Here is a 23,400-nt window from a genome sequence, read left to right as displayed (position 1 = left end):
ATCTTCCCCTTCCTCGTGACAGCGCCGCGCACACCGATGCTGCGCAAGGCACCAGCAATCGCTGGCCCTACGCTGCACGCTCGGTGTCATACCGCCATGTTTGGCAGAAGTCTTGCATCCGGGCTATCCCCAAATTTGGGGAGATGTGGCCTGACAGCATCACGAACCAGCGTTGGAAAACGTTTGCAGGTCGACTCCCGGTCCGATTGCCGGCCCGATACGCGGCATCCTCAATCCGGGCCTAGGGTCGTGGCGGTACATGACGCGCTGCACTACGCATCGGATATTCCATCTGAAGCGCAACGAACGCTGCGGTATCGCCACCGTGGTGCTGGGCGATGTCATCGAGTGCCATGTCCAGCGCAACCACGGCGCGAGGCAGCCGCGGTGTGTCGGATAGCAGCGGTAGCGCATTTGCTGCCGCTCCCACCCGGTCAGGAAGAAACACCAGGCCGCTGCCCATGCGCACGCCGCCCGAGGTGCCCGCCGTTGCCAGCACGCGCGTGAAATAGGTACGGGCATGGGCATCGGCCACCAGCGCCAGGGCAACGTCATCACCACCGGGCTGCAGGGCAGCACCGAGCGTTTCGCGCCGCCACAGCGACAGCATGTTACTGGCCGCCGTGTACAGGTGCCGTGGGCTCAACCTGAAGCCTGCGCTTGCGTGTTCAGCTGACCAATCCGGCGCACCGATGGCATCTGCCACAGCACGGGCGCGCTCTACCCCGCCAATCGTCTGGATCAACGCCAGTGTGACGGGCACCGAGGCGCTCACGCCAGTCGTCGTCACAACACGGCCATCGGCCACGTAACGGTGGCCGGACATCCATTGCGTCTGCGGAAACTGCCTGGCCAGCGCATCGCGCGCATACCAGTGGGAAGTCGCGCGGCGGCCCGCCAGCAGGCCGGCACGCGCAAGCACCCATGCACCGTCACATACGCCGATAACCGTCGCGCCCTTGGCCCATTGCTGGCGCACCCAGGCCAGCAGACGCGGATCGTCATCCTCATGCACGGCCGGCACCACCACGTAGTCCGCGCCATCGGGAAAACGCGCGTCGAATGCGTCGATGGTGGCATCGGGTTCCAGGCGGAATGCAGGAAACATCTGCATCGGCCCCGGCTGCGTGCCGAGGGCGATCACATCCGCCACATCAGCACGCTTGAGCACGCCATAGGGGACCACGAAATCGGTCAACTCCGTATTGGCGTTATGCCCGACCACGGCCACGAGCGGCCGGGCGCGCCACGGGTGCGCATGGTTGGCGGGAATCTCAGACTGCACGACGGATGCATCCGCATGATGCACGGCAGCGGGCACACCACCTGGGTCCTGATGCACCTGCAACGCAAAGCAGCCGGCCAGGCCGACAGCCATGGCGCACACACTCCAGCCGACGAGCAAAGCGCGCCGCACGATCAACGCCCCTCCCGGGCAAGCAGGCAGTTGAACGGTGAGAAGAAGACTAGGTTCATGGTCAGGTGTGTGCGCAGTCTTGGGAAATCCAGCGTAGCTTGACGCTCCCATTGGCAGCAATGACAATGATTTGTCGATTTCTGCCAACACTGCTCCAGCCATGCCACGCGCACCCACTGTGCCCCGGTCCGATGCAAACCGCCGCCCAACGGGCCCGCGCGTCGTAGGGCTGGTCGCCTACCCAGCGGTGCAGATGCTGGACGTCGCGGGCCCCGCCGATGTGTTTGCCATGGCGAATGCCTTCAATGTGGAGCCTGCCTACCGCGTCGTGCCGGTCTCATCGCAGGGCGGGCTGGTGCGCGCGTCGAATGGCATTGCCATCGATACGGAATCGACCGCCTCGCTGGCATCGACCGCCATCGACACGCTGATCGTTGCCGGTGGAGAACGCGAGGGCTTGCTGGCAACAGGCGCCGATACCGCCTTGGCGCAGTGGGCGCGCGAGGTGTGCGCCTCGGCGCGGCGGTTCGGGTCGGTCTGCACCGGCGCGTTCGTGCTGGCGCACTGGGGCCTGCTCGATGCACACCGCGCCACCACGCACTGGGCATCCGCACACTTGCTCGCGCAGGTCTTTGCCAACGTTGCGGTCGAGCCCGATGCGCTTTACGTACAGGACGGCAAGGCGTGGACGTCAGGCGGTGTCACGGCGGGCATCGACATGTGCCTGTCGATGGTCGAGCAGGACCTTGGCCGCTGGGTGGCGGCGCGGGTGGCCAAGCAGTTGATTCTTGCTGTGCGGCGCATGGGCAATCAGTCGCAGTACTCGCTGGCGCTGGAAACCCAGTCCGGGCAGTACGCCGCGCTGGTCGACTGGCTGCGCACGCGCCTGCGCGAACCGATCGACGTCGAGCAGATGGCAGCGGCGGCCGGTGAGGCGCCCCGCACCTTCCACCGCCGCTTCACGCGCGAAACCGGCATGACGCCACGCGCCTTTCTGGAAACGCTGCGGCTGCAGGCCGCCCGCGCACATCTGGAAGCGGGTGACTCCGTCAAGCGCGCCGCCCGCGATGCCGGCTTTGGTTCGGAGGCACATCTGGCCAAGGCGTTTCGCCGCCGGTTTGATCTCACGCCATCGCAATACCAGGCGCAGTTCGGGCACTAACGCCAAAGCACATCAATGCGGGGCTGCCACCTTGTGATGCGCCATATGGTGGAAGTAGGCCAGCAGGTCATTGAGCTGTGCCTCGGACAGCGTCTTCTCATCAATGGACGACATGCGCGCATTCGGCCACCAGCGCAGCGACTGCGGATCACGAATGAGGTGGCGCAGCTTCTCGTCACCGAGATACTCGACCGGGCTGTATGGCACGTTCAGGTCGGGCCCCAGCGTGGCGTCGCCCGCGCGGTTGAGCGTGTGGCAAGAGAAGCAAACGCGCTGAAACGTGGCGAAGCCACGCATGACAGGGCCATCGGCAGGCAGCCCGGCTGCAGGCCGGATGGCCGCAAAGCGCTCCTGCGGCTGCGCAGCCACGTCAATGCGCACGATGTTGTACGTCCACAGGCTTTCGTTCACCACGGAGGCCTTGGCCGGCGGCGCCGTCCAGATCAGGCGGAACGGCCCGATGTCCTGGCCCTTGAGTGTCGGCCACGGGGTGTCCGGGTCTTCCACGGCGAGCCAGGCGCGCGGCCCGTCGGCGCGGTCAGCCAGCAGCAGACGCATCGGCAGATGCGATACGTAGCCGTCGCTGGCGACGGTGGTGGCACTGGCGTCTGGGCTGGTCGGCTGGCCTTTGAAGAATTCAGTCACGGGAACGGCCTTGAAGGTCAGGCGGCGCTTCAGGTTTTCGTCTTCCACGGTGACGTCGATCAGGCGCGGGTTGTGCAGCAGTGCCTCGCGCGTCCACATGCGCGGCTGCCCGCCAACGGCAACCGTCAACGTAGCAAACTCGGCAGCGTGCGCCGTGCCGCTCAGCGTTGCGCAGGCGCAGATTGCCCATCCTGCCAGTGTCACAAGCCAGTGCTTCATACGTTCTCCCATCGGTAAAGCGGTCGGATGTCGTTGTTGGGGTGTGAGTGTATTCAAGCTGACAGACGTTAGGGGGAGCCACCTTCATCGGTCGACCTGTTCCTCAACGCGCTGCCGGACGACCTGCAGCACGGCCGGCAACCGGTCAAGCGCCACAGAGCCCAGCGCCAGGCGCAACGCGTGCGGCACCTGCTTCGATGTTGCGAAGGGCTCCGCCGTGGATACGGAGATCCCGTCTGCCCGCAAGACTGCTGCCACGTGGTCGGCCCGCACTTCCGGCGGCAAGACAAGCCAGACGAAATACGACACCGGATGGCTGATGAGCGTCAGCCCGGCCAGGGCCTTGCGTGCGATGGCCTGACGTTCGATTGCGTCGCGCCGCTTCTCGGCTTCCAGGCGGGTGACCGTGCCGTCGTCCAGCCACGCACACGCCAGGGCCGTGATGATGGCAGGCGTGTTCCAGGTGGTGGCGCGAATGGCGCGTTCGAGCTTGTGCACCCAGGCCGCCGGCGCCGCAACAAAACCAAAGCGCAGGCCTGTCGCCACGTTCTTGGAGAGGCCCGACACATAGACCGTCGCTTCCGGCGCAAGCGCTGCCAATGGCATGGGCGCATCGTCTGCGAGGAATGCGTAGGCGGCATCCTCAATCGCAATCAACCCGTGTCGACGCACGATGGCGGCCAGCCGGCGCCGCCAGGCGATACCGCTGACCCAGCCGAGCGGATTGTGCAGCGTGGGCATGATGTAGACGACGCGAACACGGCGGCGCGTGCACAAGCGCTCCAACACGTCCAGATCCATGCCCTGCCCTGCTGCGGGAACCGGCGCCAGCTCCAGATGCAGCATCTCGGCCAGCACCTTGAAGCCGGGGTAAGTCAACGCGTCCACGGCCACCACGTCACCCGGTTTCAACAATGCTGCGGCCGTCACGGCCAGCCCGTGCTGCGCACCATCAACGACCAGCACATTGTCGGGCGCAACCGTCAGGCCACGGAGCGCCAAATGCCGCGCAACGCAGGAACGCTCGTGCGGCCGACCACCATGCGGGGCATAACGCAGCAGCGCCTCAAGATCGCCCTGGGCTGCAAGCTGCCGCAGCGCACGGCTCAGCAACTGGGCCTGCCCCGGCAGTGACGGGTAGTTGAAGTTCAGATCCACCACCCCCGCCGCCACGGCCTGCTGGTCGACCCCCAGGCCACGCGGTAGTGCGGCTTCGCGCACGAAGGTGCCGCGGCCCACCTCGCCGCTCACCAGTCCCATCGCTTCAAGTTCCGCATATACGCGCGTGGCCGTGACCAGCGCAATGCCGTGGTGCGCGGCCAGCCGACGGTGCGTAGGCAAGCGCGTGCCGGGCGGCAGCTCACCAGAGCGGATCTGCGCGGCCAGTGCATCGACCAATGGCTGATAGCGGGCTTGCGTCATTGCGGGGGACCGGGCGTACGGATGTATTAATGACAATTTTTTGATTGTATTGCCATTGCACCCTAGCATGCCCCACATCCCCACCCAACTGGGCTCCGGCCAGCACATCCAGGACTGCCATGCACATCGCCATCCTCACCTTTGACGGATTCAACGAGCTGGACTCGCTCATCGCCCTGGGCGCGCTCAACCGCATCAAGAAGCCCAATTGGCGCGTGACGCTGTGCTGCCCGCAAGCGGAGGTCACGTCAATGAACGGAGTGACGATCCACGCGCAATCGTTGCTGGAAGCGGCGCGTACTGCGGACGCTGTCCTCGTCGGCAGCGGCGTGCGCACGCGTGAGGTCGTCGCTGATACGGCGCTGATGGCGCGCCTGGCGCTCGACCCCGCGCGTCAGCTGATTGGCGCACAGTGTTCCGGCACGTTGGTCCTCGCCAAGCTGGGGCTGGTCGGCAACGTGCCGGCATGCACGGATCTGACCACCAAACCCTGGGTGCAGGAAGCAGGGGTAGAAGTGCTGAACCAGCCGTTCTATGCGAATAGCAATGTGGCGACGGCAGGCGGGTGTTTTGCTTCACCGTACCTGGCGGCGTGGGTCATTGCACGCACCGAAGGCCTGGAAGCTGCCACCGAAGCGCTGCACTACCTGGCACCTGTGGGTGAGAAAGAGGCCTATGTGGAAAACGCCCTGAAGCACCTGGTACCGTACCTGCAGGGGTAATCAAGCAGCCTGTGCTGCCCCTGACAGCCATTGGCGCAGAATGGCCACGCTGTAGCGCGAATCCACTTCCGCAATGAACTGTGCGAAGTCCACGCTGGCCGCATCGTCTGCGCGGTCAGAGATCGTGCGGATGGCTGCAAACGGTACGCCCCACTCGTGGCAGATCTGCGCCACTGCGGCACCTTCCATTTCAACGGCAAGCGCGTCAGGCAATGCTGCCCGCAGCGTCGCGCTTTCGGCCGAGGTGGAAACGAAACGGTCTCCACTGATGATGAGACCGGCGTGGGCCTGCGGCGCGGCAATACCGAACGCCTCCATGACCGGCTGCCCCAGCAGCCCAAGCGGATCGGCCAGCACAGCCCGGGCGCTTTCGAGCAGCCCCTGCGCCAGCGCCGCATCGGCCTGAAAGCGGGCGACGCCCGTCAGCGGAATCTCCCAGCGCGGGAACAGCGGCGAGGCATCCACATCGTGCTGCAGCAGTTCGGACGACACCACCACATCGCCCACCGCCACCCCCGGCGCCAACGCACCGGCCACGCCAGCAAACACCACCGCCCGCACACCAAACTGCGCGACCAACATGGTTGCTGTGGACGCCGCGGCCACCTTGCCAACACGCGACAACACCACAACAACCGCCTGGCCATCCAGCTCGCCCGTCCAGAAATCGCGGCTGCCGATGTGCACGGCGCGCGCACAGGACAGCAGCGTCAGCAGCTCGTTGATCTCTTCATGCAGGGCGGCCACGATGCCGATGGGGCCACCGGAGCTGCTGGCGTTCTGATTGGGGGACGGAGTGTTCATGTGCGGTTCGGTGCGCCGATCCTGGCGGCAATGACATCGGGAAAGGACGCCATTGTCGCCGCAATCTGCGCGCGCACCGCGCACATTCAAAGCAGTTGTGCCGCCTTCTGCACCGCAGCGTGGCGATCCGCGCGCAGGTTGTCCAGCCGTGCCTTCACGGCCGTGAGGACTTGCGGCGCAGCCAGCTCTGGGCGCCCGCACTCAAACGGCGGCGCCGGTGCGTACTCGATACCGAGCTGCACCGATTGCGCATACTCAGCACCCGCAATGTCGGCCATGACGGTGAGCGCCATGTCGATGCCCGCCGTTACGCCGCCGCCGGTGATGAGGTTGCCGTCACGCACCACGCGGTGCTCGTCGACGATGGCGCCGAAGGGCGGCAGCAGATCACGCCACGCCCAATGGCAGCCCGCACGCTTGCCGCGCAGCAAGCCGGCGGCACCAAGCACGAGCGACCCGCTGCACACCGAGGTGACATAACGCGCGCCGTCCGCCAGCCGGCGCACTTCACGCACGAAGTCGGCATCGGCCATGGCTTCGATCACGCCAAAGCCGCCGGGTACGCAAATGAGATCGGCACGTTCAATGTCAGCCAGACGCTGCACGTTCGTGATGGTGAGGCCGCCATCTGCGCGGATCTCTCCGCCACGCGCCGAAGCCATCACGCACTGCGCGCCGGGCAGGCGCCAGAACACTTCGTTGGGGCCGGTGAAATCCAGCTGGGTCACGCGGTCGAACAAGGCAAACACAACAATGAAGGGGGAAGCACTCATGGCACGAATCTCCTGTTGGGTAGGTTGACGTTGCGTAGCATCGCGCTCTATCGTGTTGGCAGCAATGTCATGCTTCCCGCATTTACTGCCATCCGCGCCTACCCACCGCCATGTCCCATCGCATTGCCGTTCTTGTGTTTCCTGACTTCCAGGTGCTCGATGCCGCCGGGCCAGTGGCCGCATTTGAGGTGGCCAGCCGCTACCGCGATGGCCACTACGCGCTGCGGGTCGTGGCCGCACAGCCCGGCCTGGTGCGCAGTTCATCCGGTGCACTCTGGGCGGCCGAGGCCCTACCGCCCGCCAGCCAGGTCGACACCCTGCTCGTGGTCGGCGGCGATGGGGTGGACGCCGCCATGCTGGATGCTCGCACGCGCCGTTTCGTGCAGCGCTGCACGGCGCGTGGCGCGCGCGTGGCCAGCGTGTGCTCGGGCAGCCTGCTGCTGGCCTCCACAGGTGTACTGAACGGGCGGCGCGCTACCACGCACTGGTGCCGTAGCGAGCAGTTCGCACGAGACTTCCCGCAGGTGCAGCTGGAGGCCGACCACATCTACGTGAACGACGGCCGCTTCTGGACCAGCGCGGGCATCAGCGCCGGCATCGACCTCGCACTCGCGGTGATTGCCGACGACTTGGGCGAGCGCGTGGCGCGTGCGGTGGCACGGCAGTTGGTCGTCTATTACCGGCGCCCCGGCGGGCAATCGCAGTTCTCAGCGCTCAATGAAATGGACTCCGCGCGCGGCCGCTTCAAACCCCTGCTGGATCACGTGCGCCGCAACCTGGGTGCGCCCCACCGCGTGGGCGACCTGGCAGAACACGCGTGCATGAGCCCACGCCACTTCGCACGCGCCTTCCAGGCCGAGATCGGTCTCACACCTGCCAAGGCCGTCGAGAAGCTGCGCGTGGAGGCTGCCCGCGCCGCGCTGGAGAGCGGCGCCACGTCCATGCAGCGCGTGGCGACCGAATGCGGATTTGGCGATACGGAACGGATGCGCCGCAGCTTTCAGCGTTTGCTGGGCATGCCGCCGTCGGTGCTGCGAGCGCGGTAGCCCCGTCTGAAGCGAGAAGAAAGTAAATCAAACATCAGATTTAAGTAATTCTAAATTGAAAACAATCGCAAACTCCCCCTGACGGCAGGGTGTGCGCGATGCATGCCGCTCCCTACGATCCGGTACCAGTCAACTTAACCGGCTGTGGCCCTCTCACTCACCCGCCCCAGCCCGCACGGGAACCCGTACGAGCGCCCGCATGCCGATCCCGATCGACCTCCGCACTGTCACCCTCATCGCCGTCATCACGGTCGGGTTGATGGCGGTCGTCCAGTTCTCGGTCTATCGCGGTTTTCCACGCTTCATCCGCGGGTTGGGTGCGTGGGCACTGGGTTCAGCGGTGCTGTTTGTGGCGGGCTGCCTGCTGATGCTGCGCAGCTATCTGCCGGAGTGGGCATCACTGGTGGGTGGCAACGCCATGCTGCTGGTGGGCTTCTGCCTGTGGCTGTTCGGCATCCAGGCGTTCTATGGCCGCCCGCTGCGCTGGCGCCTGCTGTGTGCCCTGGTGGTGGCCGGCTCTGCGGGCATTGCCTGGTGGTCGCTCGTGCAGCCCGATTACATGGCGCGGCTGGCTTGCATCACGTTCGTCCTGAGCGTGTTCTATGGCGCGCAGCTGGTGCTGGTCGTACGCCATGGCCAGCGCCATTTCAATACGTGGTTCCTGGCGGTGGCGCTGGTGATCCAGCTTCTGATCGTCGCGGTCCGCTGCGTGACTGCGCTGTTGCCCGACCGGGTGGCCGAGACGGATCTCTACGCCGTCACGCCGTTTCAGATCGCCTATCTGGCCAGCTACAGCATGACGGCATTGATCCTGACCGTCGGTTTTATCATGGCGGCCACGTGCCGCCTGCAAACCGAGCTGGAACAACGCTCTTCCATCGACCCACTGACCGGCCTGCTCAATCGCCGCGCATTTGCCTGCGTTCATGAGCGGCAACGCGCGGCCGCCGCGCGCTCTGGCCTGCCGATCGCTCTGCTGTTGGTCGATCTGGACCAATTCAAATCAATCAACGACCACTACGGGCACAGCGTGGGCGACCAGGTGCTGCTCGACTTCTGCCGCAGCGCGGCCAACGCCATTCCACCCGACACGCCGCTGGCCCGCATTGGCGGTGAAGAGTTTGCGATCCTGCTGACGGGTGTCGATATGGCCAGCGCCCATGCACAGGCCGAAGCGGTGCGCTGCGCGATCCTGCACCACGTCGGCCCGGGCATTCCGCCGTACACGTGCAGCATTGGTGTGGCCGGCACCGGCGGCGCAGACTGTACGCTCGATGCCTTGATGCTTGTTGCGGACAAAGCGCTGTACGCCGCCAAAAAAGACGGGCGCAACCGCGTGAAGACTGCGCAGGTGGGCGAGTACAAACCTCAGCCGGTGCCGCAAGCGCTGGCAACCGCGGAACCAGCTTACGCGGCAGCGCCCCCCGCCTGACGGCACACCGGCCAACCTCTGCGCTACGCCAGCACCGCCAGCTTCACCAGATCCACGATCCGGTTGCAGTGCATCTTCCCCTTCATGCTGGTGATGTGTGATCGCACGGTGTGCTCCGACACGCCGTTCTGCGCAGCAAATTCTGAGGGTGCCAGCCCCGCCACCAGCCCTGCCAGCACCTTCGCCTCGGTTTTCGTGATCTGGAACGCGGTGATCAGGTTGTCGGCATCGGCCTGCTTGCGCGCGCTGTTGCGGCGCATCCGCACGAACACGAGCGCCGCGTCCGACGGAAACAGTTGCGGATTGGCGGGGGCCATGTCCAGGCTCAGGGTCTCGCCCCAGGCAAGCGAAACCGTCATCTTTGCGCGACATCCGGTGTGCAAGGTGCTCGCCATCACCTTGGCCAGGTGATCCAGCACGGATTGGCTCGGGTGCCAGAGCCTGTCGTGCCGAACCCGCAGGCCACACCGGTTGTCGAGCAGTGCCCTGGCCAATGCGGATGCATGCACGACCGCGCCGCCTTCCGACAACAGCAGCACCGCCTCATCCATCGCAGAAAACGCGTCTTCCAGCAGACGGAGCATGTGCGTGACGGGCGAATCGCCCCACGCCGCGGGCATTGGCCAACCACTGCGCGGCAGCGCGTGAGAGCTGGGCGTGGCACCGCCCCTCAGCAGATCCGTCATGTGGCCTCCCCAGACCCAGTCGTGCATTCCTGTGCATTCCGTCGAGGCTCATGGTGGATGGTGCGCGATCGAGATGCATCACCCGTTCGGGGTATGCGTTGCCTGCCTGGGCCGTGTCATGATCGGCCCCGGTATTGCTCGGTTCAGGTCATGCCACGCAGGAGGCGCCGATGCGCGAGACAGTGGACATTCCGGCGGAAACGCTCTCCAGGCTCATTGGCCTGATCTACGGCGCCGCCAGCGACGACGACCTATGGCCCAGCCTGCTGCAGGCCATGGCCGACTTCCTGATGCAGGCCGGCGCGCAGGACGCACGGCTGGTCTCGACCGCAGAGACCGACGCCATCGTCGCCAGCTGGTTTGGCGACACCAGCAGCCCGCTGCCAAGCACTGCCAGCGCGGCGGAACAGCAGGTGTTCCAACTGCTCGCGCCGCATTTCGTGCGCGCGTGGGACATGCGCCAGACCCAGGCCGACGCAGAAACGCATCGCCAGATCAGTGACTCCGTATTGGACCGCCTGCCGGTGGGTGTGGCGCTGGTGGAAAACACCGGCGCCGTGGTCAGCATGAACCGCGCGCTGCGGCTGATCCTGGACAACAACGACGGTCTGGTGCTCGTTGCCGGGCGCATGGAATCCCGCCCAAGAAAACTGCTGGAAGATGCGCTGCGCGAAGTGACCTCGGCCACTGCGCACCCAGGCACCCGCACGGCGTTCCGCCTGGAGCAGGCTGCTGGGCCGCTGTCTGTACTCGTGAGCAAGCTGCAGCCGACCAACGAGACCACCCCGCTGGCGATGCTGTGGGTGGCAAGCGCCGATGTGCCGCTGGTGCCGGAGGGCGGCCTGCGCGAACTGTTCGGCCTGACCGCCGCAGAAGCGCGGCTTGCCCAGCGGCTGGTGCGCGGGCTGACGCTGGAGGAATCCGCGCAGGATCTGGGCACCACCACCAACACCGCAAAGACGCAGCTGAAGGCCATCTTTGCCAAGGTGGGTGTACGCCGCCAGCCGGAGTTGGTGCAGGCGATCTGGTCAACACCGCTGTGGCTCGACCAGGGCGGCGGCCAACCCAACCGCTTGCCGCTGGGCAAACACGCCACACCCGCGCCCCGCACCTCTGCAGGAGACGGCCGCATGGTCCTGCCCGATGGCCGCGCGCTGGCGTGGTCAGACAGCGGGGACCCGGATGGGCTGCCCGTGATCCAGATGCACGGCTTGTCTTGCTCGCGGCACTTGCGGCATCCGGACGATGCGTTGCTGCGGGAGGCATCGATCCGCCTCATCATTCCCGAGCGCCCGGGCACCGGCGACTCCGACCCGATGCCCGGGCGCAAGGTGGCCGACTGGCCGGCTGACGTACGGGCGCTGGCCAATCACCTCAAGCTTGATCGCTTTGCCGTGCTGGGGTACTCCGCCGGCATGCCCTACGCATTTGCCACCGCACAGGCGATGCCTGAACGCGTGAGCGCCATGTTCATTGTGGCGGCCACGCCCCCAATCGAACGCGTGGACGACATCAAGGCCTACTCTGCGCACTTTCGCATGGCGCTCATGGTGGCGCGCTACATGCCGAACCTGCTGCCGCCGCTGCTGCATGTGGTGGTGCGCAGCATTCGCAAGGATGTCTACCGCTATATCGAATCCATCCTGAAAGCCATGCCGGAAGTGGACCAGCAAGTCTTTCGGCAAGCCGCGTTTCGCGAGAACTACGCGCAGGAGCTGCTGGCCGGCGTCAAACACGGCGGCCAGCACTTCGTGGTCGAGACGCTACTGAACGTGCATGGCTGGCAGGTCGACGGCCACCGCTTTGCGATGCCGGTTGAGTTCTTTCACGGCGCACTGGATTGGCACGTGTCCATCAACGCAGCACGCGCGCTGGTCCGGCGCATTCCGGGGGCACAGCTGCACGAAGTGGAGGATGGCGGCCACTTCTTGATCTACTCACATTGGCGGAACATCCTGCACACCATGCGGGAGCGGCTGTCCTGCATCGCCTGACGTAGCTGCAGTGCCTAAGTTTCCTGCAGCAGACCGAGGTAACGCGGCAAATCAATGTTGCCGCCCGTCACGATCACGCCGATGCGCGCCCCCTTGATGGGCAATCCGCCGTAGCGTGCGGCGGCCAGGCCAAGGCAGGCTGTCGGCTCCACCACCAGCTTCATGGCCTGCGCAAAGCGGCGCATGCACGCCACCAGCATCGCGTCTTCCACCGAAACGATCTCTGTCACACCGCGCTGCAACAGCGCAAACGTCAGCGCGCCCAGATGCTGTGCGCGCGCACCGTCCGCAATCGTCTCTGGCGGGCCGATATGCACGATGCGGCCGGCTTGCAATGACTGCCGGCCGTGGTTGCCCGTAACCGGTTCCGCCCCATACACCTTGCAGCCCGGCGCCAGCGCTGCGGTCACCAGCGTTGCGCCGCCAAGCAGCCCACCACCGCCCTGGCTGGCAAAGATGGCATCCAGCGGCCCGACCTCTTCGATCAGCTCGCGCGTGACGGTTGCCTGGCCAGCAATGACGTCCGCATGGTCATAGGGCGGAATGAGCGTCAGACCATGCGCTTCTGACAATTCGCGCGTGATGGCTTCGCGATCATCGGTCCGCCGGTCGTAGAAAACGATGTGTGCGCCGCAACGCCGTGCTGCATCCACCTTGCTGGCCTGGGCATCTTGCGGCATGACCACGGTGACCGGAATGCCGAGAATCTGCCCGGCCAGGGCCATGCCCAGCGCATGGTTGCCACCTGAAAACGCCACCGCACCACGCTTGCGCTGCCCGGCATCAAAGCGCGCCAGCGCGTTGAACGCGCCACGAAACTTGAACGCCCCGGTGCGCTGCAGGTTCTCGCACTTGAAGTAGACCTGCGCCCCGACCCAGGCATCCATCTCGGGGGAGCGCAGCACCGGGGTGCGCAGCGCATGGCCAGCCAGGCGTGCGCTGGCGGCCTGCACATCGCTCCAATCCGGCAACACGGAGGCTGTTGCGGCAATCGTGGTCACTCAACGGCCTCGTCCGACGGATGCTTCCAGGCCGCCAGCACCTCCGGCGACGGCGTCAGACCCAGAACAATGCCGCGCGCACCAATCGGCTGCTGGAACCAGCGCTTCTGCAGTGCAAGCACGTCCAGGCCCGCGAACAGCGCGGCCAGCGTCTGGTCGACCAGTGCCTTCCATTGCGCATCGGCCCTGGACAGCATCAGCGCGTTCCGCTCCACCGACAGCGTGGGGCCGACCACCTCGTACTGCGCCGGCGTCTTTGCGTTCGCGCGCAGGCCGTAGAGCACCACATCGTCGAGCACGAACGCCTGCGCACGCCCCGTGTCGAGCATCAGGAACGATTCAACGTGGTCCTTGGCGTAGACCTCGCGATAGCCGTACTGATCCTTGAGACGACGCACGTGGCGATCGCTGGTGGAGCCGGCGCTGGTCACCACGGTCTTGCCGCGCATGTCGTCAAACGACTGGATGCCCGAATCCGTACGCACCAGCATGCGCACTGCCGAAACGTAGTACGCCAGGCTGAAATCCACCTGCTTCTTGCGCTCGGCCGTAATGGTGTTGGGCGCGCAATCAATGGCGACCAGGCCATTGACCACTGCCGGCACGCGGCTCTGCGCGGTCAGCGGCAACCAGCGTACTTTCAGTTCCGGCAGATTGAGGCGGCGCTGCGCCGCTTCGGCCACGCGCAGGCACAGGTCCACCGCATAGCCGGCAGGCTGGCCCTTGGCGTCAGAAAACGAAAACGGCACCGCGCCTTCGCGGTAACCCAGGGTGATGGTGCCGGACTGGCGGATCTGGTCGAGAACGGGCGTCGGGCTCTGGGCCAGTGCCGGTGTGGCCACCGCCATCGACAGGGGCAATAGCAGCGCGGCAAGCGCGCGCGGAACGATCGGCAATGCGTGAGACAACATGGTGATCCTTGACGAAAGCGGCAAGGATAGTCACGTGCCCCGTGGGCGCGAACAATCAATTGGCTATATGGGCATCCCGTGACCGTGCATGTGCATATGCGTCATTCGCATATGCGCGGTCACTAGCCGCGCGACGCGGATGGCGACAGCACCATCGCCATGCGCCGCTCGCGTGCCGCCACCCATGTGCCCGCCGCCCCGCACATCGCAATGGCCAGAATGCCTGCCACCGACCAGCCATCCGGCACGTGCGAGAAGACCAGCCAGCCGCCAATCATGGCAAAGCCGATCTGCATGTACAGGTAAGGCGTGAGCATTGCCACCGGCGCGCGGGTGTACGCCAGGATGAGCAAGGCATGGCCTGCCGAGCTGACAACGCCCATCAGGATCAGCAGCAGCCACCACGTCCACTCCAGCGCCTGCCAGCCGAAGGGCAGCGCAAAGGTCAGGAACAGCGTACCGACGGCGCCCGTATAGAAGTGGGTGGTGCCTGCCTCATCCACGTTGGCCAACCGGCTGGTGACAATCTGGAAGGCGGCATTGGCAGCCACCAACCCCAGGGGCAGCAGCAGGCTCCAGCCAAAGGTGCCGCCGCCGGGCCGGAGCACCATCATCGCGCCGAGAAACCCACCCGCCATGAACACCCAGCGCATGGCGGAGACCTGCTCGCCCAGCAGCATGGCCGCCACCAGGGTAATCACCAGCGGCGTCAGCATCACGATGGCCGTCACCTCGCCCACCGGCATCTGCCGCAGGCTCAAAAACGCAAACAGGCTGACCGACAGCAACAGCACCCCGCGCAGCACCTGCAGCCATGGCCGGCGTGTACACAACAATGCGCGCCCGCGGCTGGGCAACAGCGTCACGCCTGTCGTGACCATTTGGAACAGGTAGCGGAACCAGAGCGCCATGGCCACCGGCACGGTGGTGCTGACATATTTAGTGAGCGTGTCAAACGCGGCAAAGAACGCGACCGCTGCAATCAGAAAAGCAATCCCCTGCAGAGGGTGTTGGGCGCGGCTCAAGATGGGCGACTCCGGGGCGGGCTGGGCATGTGTGGCGCGGGTGCGACGCATCTTACCCCCGCCGCGTGCGCTGGGCGGGTGCGCATCATTGGGCTTTGACATCGGCCCCCCTCGTGACTATCAACGATGGGTAGGCATCGATGGCACGCAAGGCCTTTGGCGGACACAGACACCCCGCACGACAACAGCCGCGCGATGCAATAAGACGAGTGACGCAGTCACCGCTACAAGGGGGCCATTTTGAGATCGGGACATCTTGAAGTGCAGCCGGGCTTGTTGCTGAGCCTGTCTCCGGGGCGCAGGACCTATCTGGCGGCACAGGCGGTGGCGTTGCTGTCACTGGTGGTCCTCATCTCGGCATTGCCATTTGCCAAGGTGCAATTGGCACCGCTCCCCTCGTTCATCCCCACGTACGAATCAGCACTCATTCTCAATGACCTGATTACGGCCGCCCTGCTGTTCGGGCAATTTGCCATCACACGTTCACGCGCCATGCTGGCGCTGGCCAGCGGCTATCTATTCACGGCAACCACTGCCATCGGGCACCTGCTGTCGTTCCCCGGGCTGTTTTCGCACGACGGGCTGCTGGGCGCGGGGCCGCAAAGCACCGCCTGGATCTACATGTTCTGGCATGCGGGCTTTCCGTTGTTCGTGATGGTGTATGCCGTGCTGAAGGTGCGTGAAGACCGGGAGCCCGACCGGTTTATCGAAGCCCCGCTCGCGCGCGGCACAGTGTTGCTCGTCGTGGCTGCTGTGCTGGGGGCATCCGCCGCATGCGTGGCGTTGGCCACGGCGGGCGAACATCTGCTACCGGCCTTTATGGTGGGCAATCGTTATGGACCCGCTCAAACCGTGGTGGCCGGCACAACGTGGCTGTGCTGCATGGTGGCCCTGATCGTGCTGTGGCGTAGCAAGCCACACCTGACCCTCGACATCTGGCTGCTGGTGGTGCTGTGCGTCTGGATTTGCGATGTCGCCCTCAGCGCCGTGTTCAACGCCGGGCGCTACGACCTCGGCTTCTATGTCGGGCGCGCATTCGGGCTACTGGGCGCAAGCTTTGTCCTCTTGCTGCTGCTGATCGAAAACAGCGTCCTGCACTCGCGCCTGGCTGCCGCCCGCGCAGAACTCAAACGCCTGGCCGCCACCGACCCGATGACCGGTATCCCCAACCGCCGGGCCTTTGAGACTGCCATGAACGAAGCCTGGCGGCACGGTGCGCATTGGGAGGCACCGCTGTCATTGCTGGCTGTCGATATCGACGTCTTCAAAGACTACAACGAGTGCTACGGCCCGATCCTGGGCGACCAGTGCCTGACCGCCGTTGCGCAATGCCTGACCAAACAGATGCAGCGCGACAGCAACGTGGTCACCCGCTACAACGGCGATGCGTTTGCCGTGCTGCTGCCGAACATCGACATGGCCACGGCAGCCAAGATTGCGCAGCGCCTGTGCGACGCCGTGGCCGCGCTGGCCATACCGCACGCAAGCTCCAGCGTGGCAGACCACGTGACCGTGAGCGTGGGTGTGGCGAGCGGATGGGCGCAGGAAGGCGTGGCGCCGCAAGCGTTCACCAAGGTGGCCGAGAGCGCGCTGCAGATGGCCAAGGCGGATGGAGGCAACCGGGTGGTTGTGGTGCCGGTGCCTGCGCAGTTGGGGCGGGGGGTGGTGGCGGTGTAGCTGGACAGCATCAAGCCTCCCCCCTCTCCACCCGCCACAACCGCACCAACTCCTCCTGCTCTGCCGGATACGTCTCAAACTGCGCCACACCGGGCGGGATGAGAAACCACGGCTGCTTGCTGCGCGTGTACACGTGCGCGATGGGCGCGAAGGCTTGCTGATGCGCCAGCGTGCCGGGCCTGAGCAGGGCGATATGCGGTTTATCCAGCGGCTCGGCCCATAGGCGCGTGTCGCAACGCGGGCAGATGCGGGCGCGCCGGGTGTGGCCGTTGCCGAGGTCGAACTCGGCGAGCGTTGCGTGGCCCTCCAGAATCTCCAGATCCGAGCGCCGGACCCACATCACGGGGAGCGCCGCGCCGCCGGTGCGGCGCTGGCACATCGTGCAGTGGCAGACGTAGAACGTGAGCGGATCGGCAATGAGCTGGTACTTGACGTTGCCGCACAGGCAACTGCCTGGATAGGGTGGGTGCATGTTGGCCTCACGTGGGGCGTGACATCGACACAGGCTGGCAGCAGAATCGCGCGAGCGTATCGGTCACGATTCCTTCAATCCAATAGATAGAGATAGGGAGGCCCACTTGCCACCGCCCAACAACGCCGGCCATCGCATGGCGACGCAGCCGTTCATGATCGTGGACCTCCCCGGCCTTGGCCGCCTCTATGAGCCCCCTGGGAATACTCGCGTGCCCCATGTGCTGGTGCTGCACGGGTCGGAAGGCGCGTGGTCTGGCTTTGCACACCTGCAAGCAGCCGGCTTTGCTGCCAGGGGGGTTGCGGCACTACCCCCACGAACCCCGGCTCAGCAATGACCACCCTGGACGCATGGCTCGAAGCAACGACGGCTGCCAGCAGCATCCCCGGCGTGTCAATCGCAACCCTGCGATCGGGCAACGTCATCACGGAACGTTGCTTCGGGATTCGAGGCGCGCACGACCCAAGCCCAGTCGACGCGCAGACGGTGTTCGAGGCCGCCTCACTTACCAAGCCACTGGTCTCCTTCATTGCCCTGCAGCTGGTTGACGAAGGGTTGCTGCACCTGGACATACCGCTGCTGGACCTCTGCGGCGAATACGTGCCCAACGACCCCCGCGCCCACCGCATCACGAGCCGGCACGTGCTGACGCACACCAGCGGACTGCCCAACATCGTGCGGGAAGCCGCGCCTTTGCAGACCTACTTCGCGCCGGGTGAGCGGTTCAGCTATGGCAGCAGCGCATTCGCCTGGCTGCAGCGTGCGATGCAGGCTGTAACAGGGCGCCCGCTGGAGACGCTTGCCCGTGAGCGGGTTTTCGCGCCGCTTGGCATGGCGCACTCAAGCCTGGAATGGCAAGACCGCTTTGCCGCCAATCACGCCCAAGGGCACGAGTGGGAGGGCGAACCCGTGCCCAAGCGCCGCGTGGAAGCGGCGCAGGCATCGTGGTCGCTTCTGACCACCGCATCGGACTACCTGCGCTTTGTCCGCGCTGTGCTGCATGCGGAGGGACTCTCCAGCCGTTCTTACGCGCAGTGGTTTGCGCCCGCGGTGCAGGTGCGCCAGGGTGACAACGCGGAGGACTTGTCAGGCACCAACCCGCCCGACCCAAACGTTGCGTGGGGCCTGGGCTGGGGATTAGAGCCCGCGCAGCAGTGCTTCTTCCATTGGGGGCACGGCCCTGGGTTTCGCGCTTACGTGGTCGGCAACCGCACGACTCGGGATGCGGTGGTGTGGCTTGCCAATTCCGCACGCGGTTTGCGACTGGCGCATACCGTGCTTCCGGAGACGGTGCCCGGAGAACACCCCTCCGTGCAGTGGTTGCAGATCGGGAAGTTGTGAGTCCGTAACCAAATCGGCCACGTCGCCAGTCTAAGATCCACGGCACAACAACATTGCATGTTTCGAGGGGGCGAAACTTGATGCGCACAATCATCTCTCTGGCCTTGGCCTGCGCTTGCGCTTGCGCCATGAGCCAGGCGGCATTCGCGCAAGCCACAACGGAGCTGGCCAGCACGGAGCCCGTTATCAAGGCCAACGCCAACCACGACTACTGGGCGCTCGACGGCCTGAGCACGCGGATGCACAAGGCGACGGCCGCCACGCTGTACCTGACCGACCCCGCCCTGTTACCGCTCAGGACCATGGACGAAGACCGCCTGAAGCAGGCTGGCTGCGAATACACCACCGAAGACACGGCGCTCATTGCCAAGCTTGCAGAGGCCGTGGACGGCGCTGGCTTGCGCCACGCCACGTTCTCGCCGCAGTTCGAGCCACGGGAAGCGATCTATCTGACGTTGAGTGGCGGCGGCCAGATTCGGCTCCTGCTTGAGAAGCCCTACCCAGACCAAGCCGCCCTGCTTGGCCGCGTGGATGATCAGCCAGTGACGGTGAACAAAGGCCTTGTCGAAGCGCTGTACCAATGGGCGGCCAACCTGAGGCGCGTTGGCAAGTGCGAGCACTTTGTCGGCAAGTACCGGGGTTGACCGGGTGTTGCGTGGGGCACGCGACGCATTGACCGCGCACCTTCGGCTGTTTGGCGACGCATGCCGTGCTTCACGACACACCAACGGTGTGCGGAACGTGGCGTTTGGGGTTCTGAACCCGGCGTTCGACTCTTTTTCGCTCAAACTTTGGGGCTCTGCGCTCCGACGTTCGACCTTTTATCTCGGCGTTCGGCGCTTTTTGCTCTGCGCTCCGGGCTCAACGCCCAGCGGTTGAGGTTTTTCGCGCGGACACATCAAGGCTCCGAACTCGGTGCCTGGCGCTTTGAGCTCAGCAGTCGCGTCTTTTTGCTCCGCGCTTGCGTGTTGGAGCTCGGCGCTTGAAGCTTTTTGCTCGACGGTCGGGCCTCTGCGCTCCACAAGATGGCCGGCCGCGCCGGAACAGCGGCGGGCATCAAGACCACGTGCCAATCTTGGCCAGCCGCTAGCCATGAAGATTCCTGCCCAAATTCAATAGCAAGAAACGGAATGCCCGCGCGTCGAGGTGCGATCAGACTGGCCGCTGATCAATCCGAACATGAGAAACGACAATGAACGTGCTTGCAAACAAGGTCGCCATCATCACCGGTGCCAGTTCCGGAATTGGACGCGCGACGGCATTGCTTTTCGCACGCGAGGGCGCGGCGGTAGTAGTTGCCGCCCGTCGCAAGGCTGAGCTGGAAAGCCTTGTGGACGACATCACCGCACATGGCGGAACGGCGACATATGTCGCGGGCGATGTCAGAGATGAGACATATGCGCAGACCCTTGTTCAGACGGCCGTTGACCGCTTTGGCGGTCTGGACATTGCGTTCAACAACGCGGGCACGCTTGGTGAAATGGGGCCCACGCCAGAAATATCCGAGACGGGTTGGAGCGAGACGATTGCCACCAATCTCACAAGCGCGTTCCTCGGCGCCAAGCATCAGATCCCGGCGATGATGCTTCGTGGCGCCGGAAGCCTGATCTTCACTTCGACTTTTGTTGGGTACACCGTCGGCTTTCCTGGCGTGGCAGCCTACGCTGCCAGCAAGTCAGGATTGATCGGGTTGACCCAGTCACTTGCCGCGGAGTTTGGGCCCAAGGCCATTCGCGTCAACGCAATCCTCCCCGGTGGAGTCGACACCCCGATGGGGCGCACCATGAGTGCGTCGCCCGAAGCAATGGCCCATGTGGCGGGGCTGCATGCGCTCAAGCGCATTGCAACGCCGGAAGAACTTGCGCAGTCGGTTCTCTACATGGCTTCCAGCGCCTCTTCATTCATGACCGGCGGAGCGCTGCTGGTTGACGGAGGGGTATCGATCAACCGCGCCTGATGTTCGGGCTTGGGCCGCTTGAAACAGCCCGGAAGCGCATTCAGCCGCGTCAACGTAAACGCATCGGCCTGGCAAGCCAGCTGGGCCGCACTGTGAAGGGCCGGGGGTACGTCGGGCTATCGGCGATCGGTTATCGGTTATCGGCCGCACCGATTCTTGGCGCGCGCGAGATTGCGCTTGCTACCCCGCCCGTCTCGGGGTCGCCTTTACTGCTGTTCTTTTATTTCTGCTGATTTGCGTGTTCCAGCACGCGCAGGATTTCCCACCGGTACAGGTCGACCAGCACGCCCTCCAGCGTGGTCAGCATGTACGCGCCAATCGCATCCAGAAACCCGGCCTGATATTCGGCGGGCTTGTCTTGGATGTGGAGCTGGTATTCCCAGCGCAGCGTCTTGGGCTCGAACTGGCGATGCAGTTTCAGGCCCGCCTGCGTGCGGCGCAGAAAATCTCGGCCGCTCAGGGCGCCTTGCAAATAGTCGCGCTTGGTTTCAAGGCTCATCGGGCGCCTCCGGAGGGAGGGTGTTGCGCGATGCGGGTGAGAAGAGAACGTGCGGGGCGATGCCCGCGTGCGGTGGGTACGGCTTGGGTCGGTTGATCCATTGTCTTGCCCTCTGCTGATTGAGTGGGGAGCCACCCACCGGTGAGGGTGGGCGGGCACACGACAAGGTCTGCAATACCGACGTTACTGTCATGACGGCAGGGCCGAAGCCCTCCCTGTCGGGCCCGCCCGTAGGGCGAACGACGACAGCGGTAGAAACCTGAGTTTCTTCCGGACAGGAACGATCGAGATTGCAGTCTCGGCTGCGATTGTTTGCGCAGCGGGAGTGAGTTTAGCGTTCGCTAGTAAGGCAGCGCAAGTTGAGCTGGGCTCGGTTAGCAGGGTATCGATACCAAAACCAAGCGCTATGCCCAATGTGGGTCTGCATGCAATTTCTTGCTGTCAATATAGGCGGCCTTCCGTGCTTCGAAAGCAGCTTCAGTTGTCGTAAATACCGCAACGTCGCGATTGAGTACGCTACTGTATGTTTCGAATATAACTTTGTATTCAGGGGTAGCTTGGTCTGACAGTACATCAAGCGCACGATCGACCTTCCCCCCGGTCAGTTCTTCATCAAGAAACTGCCCCTCAAAATGCGGGAATTGGGTAAATATTTTTCCGATCCCCGCCTCCTGCACCGTGTCGCGAATTTTTCCATTTAACGTCCATGTTCCGCTTGCAACCATAGTGTCTTTACGCTTGAATTTTGGAGTATCGGAATCATGAATTACGATATATGGCATCTTAAATTGATTCAACACACGGGCAAACAAAGGAATATTGCCCTTTCCCATGCAATCAATAACATGAACTTCCAACCCAAGCTTCTCAGCAACGTGCTTGACCACGAGATGCTCCGTTGGTCCCTCAACCAGAATAATGTTCTCGTAAAAAAAGAACTCATTCACGACTGAATTACAAGAACGAACCATCTTTATGTTCTCTCTCTCATCTTTATCGAATGAGATAATGTCCGTAGAAACAAAATGCTGCTCACCCACCGCAGGATCGACTCGAATAATTGTTGTATGGTCTTTAGATAGATCTATAAAAATTGGCGAATGAGTCGTGGCGATTACCTGCCACTCTGGATTATTTAGTGCGAAATCGTAGAGGGATTCCCTTGCATTTCTCACCGTAGGAGGGTGAAGGAATGCTTCAGGCTCATCAATGAGCAAAATTCGCTGAATATCGCCCACAGCCTTCGGCTTCTTCTTAGCTGGGGCCTCTGACATTACCGATAACGCAGACCAAAGCAATGCACGCTGCAGGCCAGTGCCCTGCAGCAACAAGGGCGTTGCCGAACTCCCGGAAGTGCCTATGCGAATATAAGAGTCCGCAGCTATTAATTTTTCATCGATGGCATCTTTAGATCGGGGCACCACCTCAATTGTCGTACCAGGAAATACTTGGGATACATTTTCAGTAATTCTTTGAGCGATATCCTCGAATGACGCCCTCGAATCATCAAAAACCTTTTTTGCCAGAAGTTCGATTTGATCAAATGCTGCCTTTGTGCTACCAGCATCCGCCCTAAGGCTAGATTTCACATACTCCTTCAGCATTCCAACGATCTTGGTCTGCGTCGCATCGACTGGGTCGGTCGGCCTAATTCGCACTGGCTGAGGAATCCGACTCTGAATCAATGAGTCCCATCCGCCGACGCCACCATCCTCGAAGTTTCCAGTGGCAGGATCATAAGACTGCTTCTGACCTTTAACGCCCGGCCCAGACCAAATCCAACGAACTTTTATGCACCTACCATAATCCCCATCATCGTGCGCCCACCTTTTACCGATCACATCTTCATCCTCTTGGGAAATAGAATTGAAGACACCGGTAATTTCAATTGGATTTGTTATTACTCCATCATGAAAGTGGCTTTCGTCCAGCTCCTTCCCGGCTGATGCAAACACCTCATATGCATCAAGAATCGTCGACTTCCCTGAGTTATTCCTCCCGACGAGGACGACAATCTCATCAATCCGAATACCACACACTTCGGCACCGACCTGCTTGTAATTTCGAACGAGCAATCCAGCTAAACGCATGATTAAACCCCTCGCCACCAGGCCAAATTAATTTAAATTTGAATCCCTATCACCGAAGAGAAAAAGATCTCCAATCTCGTATTAGCGCCTACCCATTTACGCCAC

21 protein-coding genes are annotated in these 23,400 nt (G+C 63.6%); 9 read left to right on the top strand and 12 right to left on the bottom strand.

What is annotated here, in order from left to right; all coding sequences use genetic code 11:
- Window positions 1-241 precede the first annotated feature (241 nt).
- The gene (locus JHD73_RS01425) at window positions 242-1,378 is read right to left on the bottom strand and encodes a DJ-1/PfpI family protein (RefSeq protein WP_233176735.1); all 1,137 of its coding nucleotides are present in this window, start codon (window positions 1,376-1,378) and stop codon (window positions 242-244) included.
- A gap of 169 nt (window positions 1,379-1,547) precedes the next feature.
- Here JHD73_RS01425 and JHD73_RS01420 point away from each other — a divergent pair, with 169 nt between their 5' ends.
- The gene (locus JHD73_RS01420) at window positions 1,548-2,579 is read left to right on the top strand and encodes a GlxA family transcriptional regulator (RefSeq protein ID WP_233176734.1); all 1,032 of its coding nucleotides are present in this window, start codon (window positions 1,548-1,550) and stop codon (window positions 2,577-2,579) included.
- A gap of 12 nt (window positions 2,580-2,591) precedes the next feature.
- On the opposite strand, the gene JHD73_RS01415 is transcribed toward JHD73_RS01420, so the two are convergent.
- The gene (locus tag JHD73_RS01415; protein WP_199026956.1) at window positions 2,592-3,443 is read right to left on the bottom strand and encodes a cytochrome c; all 852 of its coding nucleotides are present in this window, start codon (window positions 3,441-3,443) and stop codon (window positions 2,592-2,594) included.
- Window positions 3,444-3,527: 84 nt separating this feature from the next.
- The gene (locus JHD73_RS01410) at window positions 3,528-4,865 is read right to left on the bottom strand and encodes a PLP-dependent aminotransferase family protein (RefSeq protein WP_199026954.1); all 1,338 of its coding nucleotides are present in this window, start codon (window positions 4,863-4,865) and stop codon (window positions 3,528-3,530) included.
- A 119-nt stretch (window positions 4,866-4,984) separates the two neighbouring features.
- Between JHD73_RS01410 and JHD73_RS01405 the strand changes: the two genes are divergently transcribed.
- Window positions 4,985-5,587, top strand: coding sequence for a DJ-1/PfpI family protein (locus JHD73_RS01405; RefSeq protein ID WP_199026952.1), 603 nt, complete (start codon window positions 4,985-4,987; stop codon window positions 5,585-5,587).
- Here JHD73_RS01405 and JHD73_RS01400 read toward each other — a convergent pair whose 3' ends face one another.
- Window positions 5,588-6,391 carry a 5'-methylthioadenosine/adenosylhomocysteine nucleosidase gene (locus JHD73_RS01400; RefSeq protein WP_199026947.1) on the bottom strand — a complete coding sequence of 268 codons (804 nt, stop codon included), beginning with the start codon at window positions 6,389-6,391 and terminating at the stop codon, window positions 5,588-5,590.
- An 86-nt stretch (window positions 6,392-6,477) separates the two neighbouring features.
- On the bottom strand, window positions 6,478-7,164 hold the full coding sequence (locus tag JHD73_RS01395) for a DJ-1/PfpI family protein (RefSeq protein WP_199026944.1): 687 nt from the start codon (window positions 7,162-7,164) through the stop codon (window positions 6,478-6,480).
- Between the two features lie 110 nt (window positions 7,165-7,274).
- On the opposite strand from JHD73_RS01395, the gene JHD73_RS01390 reads away from it, so the two are divergent.
- Window positions 7,275-8,210, top strand: coding sequence for a GlxA family transcriptional regulator (locus JHD73_RS01390; protein ID WP_199026941.1), 936 nt, complete (start codon window positions 7,275-7,277; stop codon window positions 8,208-8,210).
- 199 nt (window positions 8,211-8,409) lie between these two features.
- Window positions 8,410-9,642, top strand: coding sequence for a GGDEF domain-containing protein (locus tag JHD73_RS01385; RefSeq protein ID WP_199026938.1), 1,233 nt, complete (start codon window positions 8,410-8,412; stop codon window positions 9,640-9,642).
- Window positions 9,643-9,665: 23 nt separating this feature from the next.
- On the opposite strand, the gene JHD73_RS01380 is transcribed toward JHD73_RS01385, so the two are convergent.
- Window positions 9,666-10,328 (bottom strand): helix-turn-helix transcriptional regulator, encoded by a 663-nt coding sequence (locus JHD73_RS01380; RefSeq protein WP_233176733.1) that lies wholly within the window; start codon window positions 10,326-10,328, stop codon window positions 9,666-9,668.
- A 170-nt stretch (window positions 10,329-10,498) separates the two neighbouring features.
- Here JHD73_RS01380 and JHD73_RS01375 point away from each other — a divergent pair, with 170 nt between their 5' ends.
- The gene (locus JHD73_RS01375; protein WP_199026936.1) at window positions 10,499-12,322 is read left to right on the top strand and encodes an alpha/beta hydrolase; all 1,824 of its coding nucleotides are present in this window, start codon (window positions 10,499-10,501) and stop codon (window positions 12,320-12,322) included.
- 14 nt (window positions 12,323-12,336) lie between these two features.
- Here the strand turns inward: JHD73_RS01375 and JHD73_RS01370 are convergent, their stop codons facing one another.
- From JHD73_RS01370 to JHD73_RS01360, 3 genes are all read right to left on the bottom strand, one after another.
- On the bottom strand, window positions 12,337-13,323 hold the full coding sequence (locus JHD73_RS01370; protein ID WP_368735488.1) for a pyridoxal-phosphate dependent enzyme: 987 nt from the start codon (window positions 13,321-13,323) through the stop codon (window positions 12,337-12,339).
- The gene (locus tag JHD73_RS01365) at window positions 13,320-14,171 is read right to left on the bottom strand and encodes an amino acid ABC transporter substrate-binding protein (protein ID WP_233176737.1); all 852 of its coding nucleotides are present in this window, start codon (window positions 14,169-14,171) and stop codon (window positions 13,320-13,322) included. Before JHD73_RS01365 ends, JHD73_RS01370 begins: the two co-directional genes overlap by 4 nt.
- Before the next feature lie 185 nt (window positions 14,172-14,356).
- Window positions 14,357-15,259, bottom strand: a complete 903-nt coding sequence (locus tag JHD73_RS01360) for a DMT family transporter (protein ID WP_233176732.1) — start codon at window positions 15,257-15,259, stop codon at window positions 14,357-14,359.
- 273 nt (window positions 15,260-15,532) lie between these two features.
- Between JHD73_RS01360 and JHD73_RS01355 the strand changes: the two genes are divergently transcribed.
- Complete coding sequence (locus JHD73_RS01355; protein ID WP_233176731.1) at window positions 15,533-16,936, top strand: GGDEF domain-containing protein; 1,404 nt, start codon at window positions 15,533-15,535, stop codon at window positions 16,934-16,936.
- 10 nt (window positions 16,937-16,946) lie between these two features.
- Here the strand turns inward: JHD73_RS01355 and JHD73_RS01350 are convergent, their stop codons facing one another.
- On the bottom strand, window positions 16,947-17,408 hold the full coding sequence (locus tag JHD73_RS01350) for a GFA family protein (RefSeq protein ID WP_199026921.1): 462 nt from the start codon (window positions 17,406-17,408) through the stop codon (window positions 16,947-16,949).
- 333 nt (window positions 17,409-17,741) lie between these two features.
- On the opposite strand from JHD73_RS01350, the gene JHD73_RS01345 reads away from it, so the two are divergent.
- From JHD73_RS01345 to JHD73_RS01335, 3 genes are all read left to right on the top strand, one after another.
- Window positions 17,742-18,749 carry a serine hydrolase gene (locus tag JHD73_RS01345; RefSeq protein ID WP_199026918.1) on the top strand — a complete coding sequence of 336 codons (1,008 nt, stop codon included), beginning with the start codon at window positions 17,742-17,744 and terminating at the stop codon, window positions 18,747-18,749.
- 80 nt (window positions 18,750-18,829) lie between these two features.
- A complete protein-coding gene (locus tag JHD73_RS01340) occupies window positions 18,830-19,393 on the top strand; it encodes a hypothetical protein (protein WP_199026916.1) in 564 nt (187 codons plus the stop codon).
- Window positions 19,394-19,941: 548 nt separating this feature from the next.
- Window positions 19,942-20,706: an SDR family oxidoreductase gene (locus JHD73_RS01335; RefSeq protein ID WP_199026914.1), complete on the top strand. Its 765-nt coding sequence runs from the start codon at window positions 19,942-19,944 to the stop codon at window positions 20,704-20,706.
- Window positions 20,707-20,926: 220 nt separating this feature from the next.
- On the opposite strand, the gene JHD73_RS01330 is transcribed toward JHD73_RS01335, so the two are convergent.
- Both JHD73_RS01330 and JHD73_RS01325 read right to left on the bottom strand, forming a co-directional pair.
- Entirely contained in the window at window positions 20,927-21,205 is a 279-nt protein-coding gene (locus JHD73_RS01330; RefSeq protein ID WP_199026911.1) for a hypothetical protein, read from the bottom strand.
- Between the two features lie 404 nt (window positions 21,206-21,609).
- Window positions 21,610-23,295 (bottom strand): ATP-dependent endonuclease, encoded by a 1,686-nt coding sequence (locus tag JHD73_RS01325; protein WP_199026909.1) that lies wholly within the window; start codon window positions 23,293-23,295, stop codon window positions 21,610-21,612.
- Window positions 23,296-23,400 lie beyond the last annotated feature (105 nt).

The sequence above is a fragment of the Ralstonia sp. ASV6 genome (assembly GCF_016429285.1).
GTDB classification, from domain to species: Bacteria; Pseudomonadota; Gammaproteobacteria; order Burkholderiales; family Burkholderiaceae; genus Ralstonia; species Ralstonia flaminis.
Note: the sequence above shows the minus strand (reverse complement) of the source record. Positions and strands in the feature narration are given on the sequence as shown.

What these genes read in the sequence shown, in the direction of transcription:
- JHD73_RS01425 (WP_233176735.1), bottom strand. Translation starts at nt 1,378, where the DNA reads ATGGCTGTCGGCCTGGCCGGCTGCTTTGCGTTGCAGGTGCATCAGGAC.
- JHD73_RS01390 (WP_199026941.1), top strand. Translation starts at nt 7,275, where the DNA reads ATGTCCCATCGCATTGCCGTTCTTGTGTTTCCTGACTTCCAGGTGCTC.
- JHD73_RS01330 (WP_199026911.1), bottom strand. Translation starts at nt 21,205, where the DNA reads ATGAGCCTTGAAACCAAGCGCGACTATTTGCAAGGCGCCCTGAGCGGC.
- JHD73_RS01415 (WP_199026956.1), bottom strand. Translation starts at nt 3,443, where the DNA reads ATGAAGCACTGGCTTGTGACACTGGCAGGATGGGCAATCTGCGCCTGC.
- JHD73_RS01335 (WP_199026914.1), top strand. Translation starts at nt 19,942, where the DNA reads ATGAACGTGCTTGCAAACAAGGTCGCCATCATCACCGGTGCCAGTTCC.
- JHD73_RS01350 (WP_199026921.1), bottom strand. Translation starts at nt 17,408, where the DNA reads ATGCACCCACCCTATCCAGGCAGTTGCCTGTGCGGCAACGTCAAGTAC.
- JHD73_RS01340 (WP_199026916.1), top strand. Translation starts at nt 18,830, where the DNA reads ATGCGCACAATCATCTCTCTGGCCTTGGCCTGCGCTTGCGCTTGCGCC.
- JHD73_RS01380 (WP_233176733.1), bottom strand. Translation starts at nt 10,328, where the DNA reads ATGACGGATCTGCTGAGGGGCGGTGCCACGCCCAGCTCTCACGCGCTG.
- JHD73_RS01345 (WP_199026918.1), top strand. Translation starts at nt 17,742, where the DNA reads ATGACCACCCTGGACGCATGGCTCGAAGCAACGACGGCTGCCAGCAGC.
- JHD73_RS01365 (WP_233176737.1), bottom strand. Translation starts at nt 14,171, where the DNA reads ATGGCGGTGGCCACACCGGCACTGGCCCAGAGCCCGACGCCCGTTCTC.
- JHD73_RS01410 (WP_199026954.1), bottom strand. Translation starts at nt 4,865, where the DNA reads ATGACGCAAGCCCGCTATCAGCCATTGGTCGATGCACTGGCCGCGCAG.
- JHD73_RS01325 (WP_199026909.1), bottom strand. Translation starts at nt 23,295, where the DNA reads ATGCGTTTAGCTGGATTGCTCGTTCGAAATTACAAGCAGGTCGGTGCC.
- JHD73_RS01375 (WP_199026936.1), top strand. Translation starts at nt 10,499, where the DNA reads ATGCGCGAGACAGTGGACATTCCGGCGGAAACGCTCTCCAGGCTCATT.
- JHD73_RS01395 (WP_199026944.1), bottom strand. Translation starts at nt 7,164, where the DNA reads ATGAGTGCTTCCCCCTTCATTGTTGTGTTTGCCTTGTTCGACCGCGTG.
- JHD73_RS01385 (WP_199026938.1), top strand. Translation starts at nt 8,410, where the DNA reads ATGCCGATCCCGATCGACCTCCGCACTGTCACCCTCATCGCCGTCATC.
- JHD73_RS01405 (WP_199026952.1), top strand. Translation starts at nt 4,985, where the DNA reads ATGCACATCGCCATCCTCACCTTTGACGGATTCAACGAGCTGGACTCG.
- JHD73_RS01400 (WP_199026947.1), bottom strand. Translation starts at nt 6,391, where the DNA reads ATGAACACTCCGTCCCCCAATCAGAACGCCAGCAGCTCCGGTGGCCCC.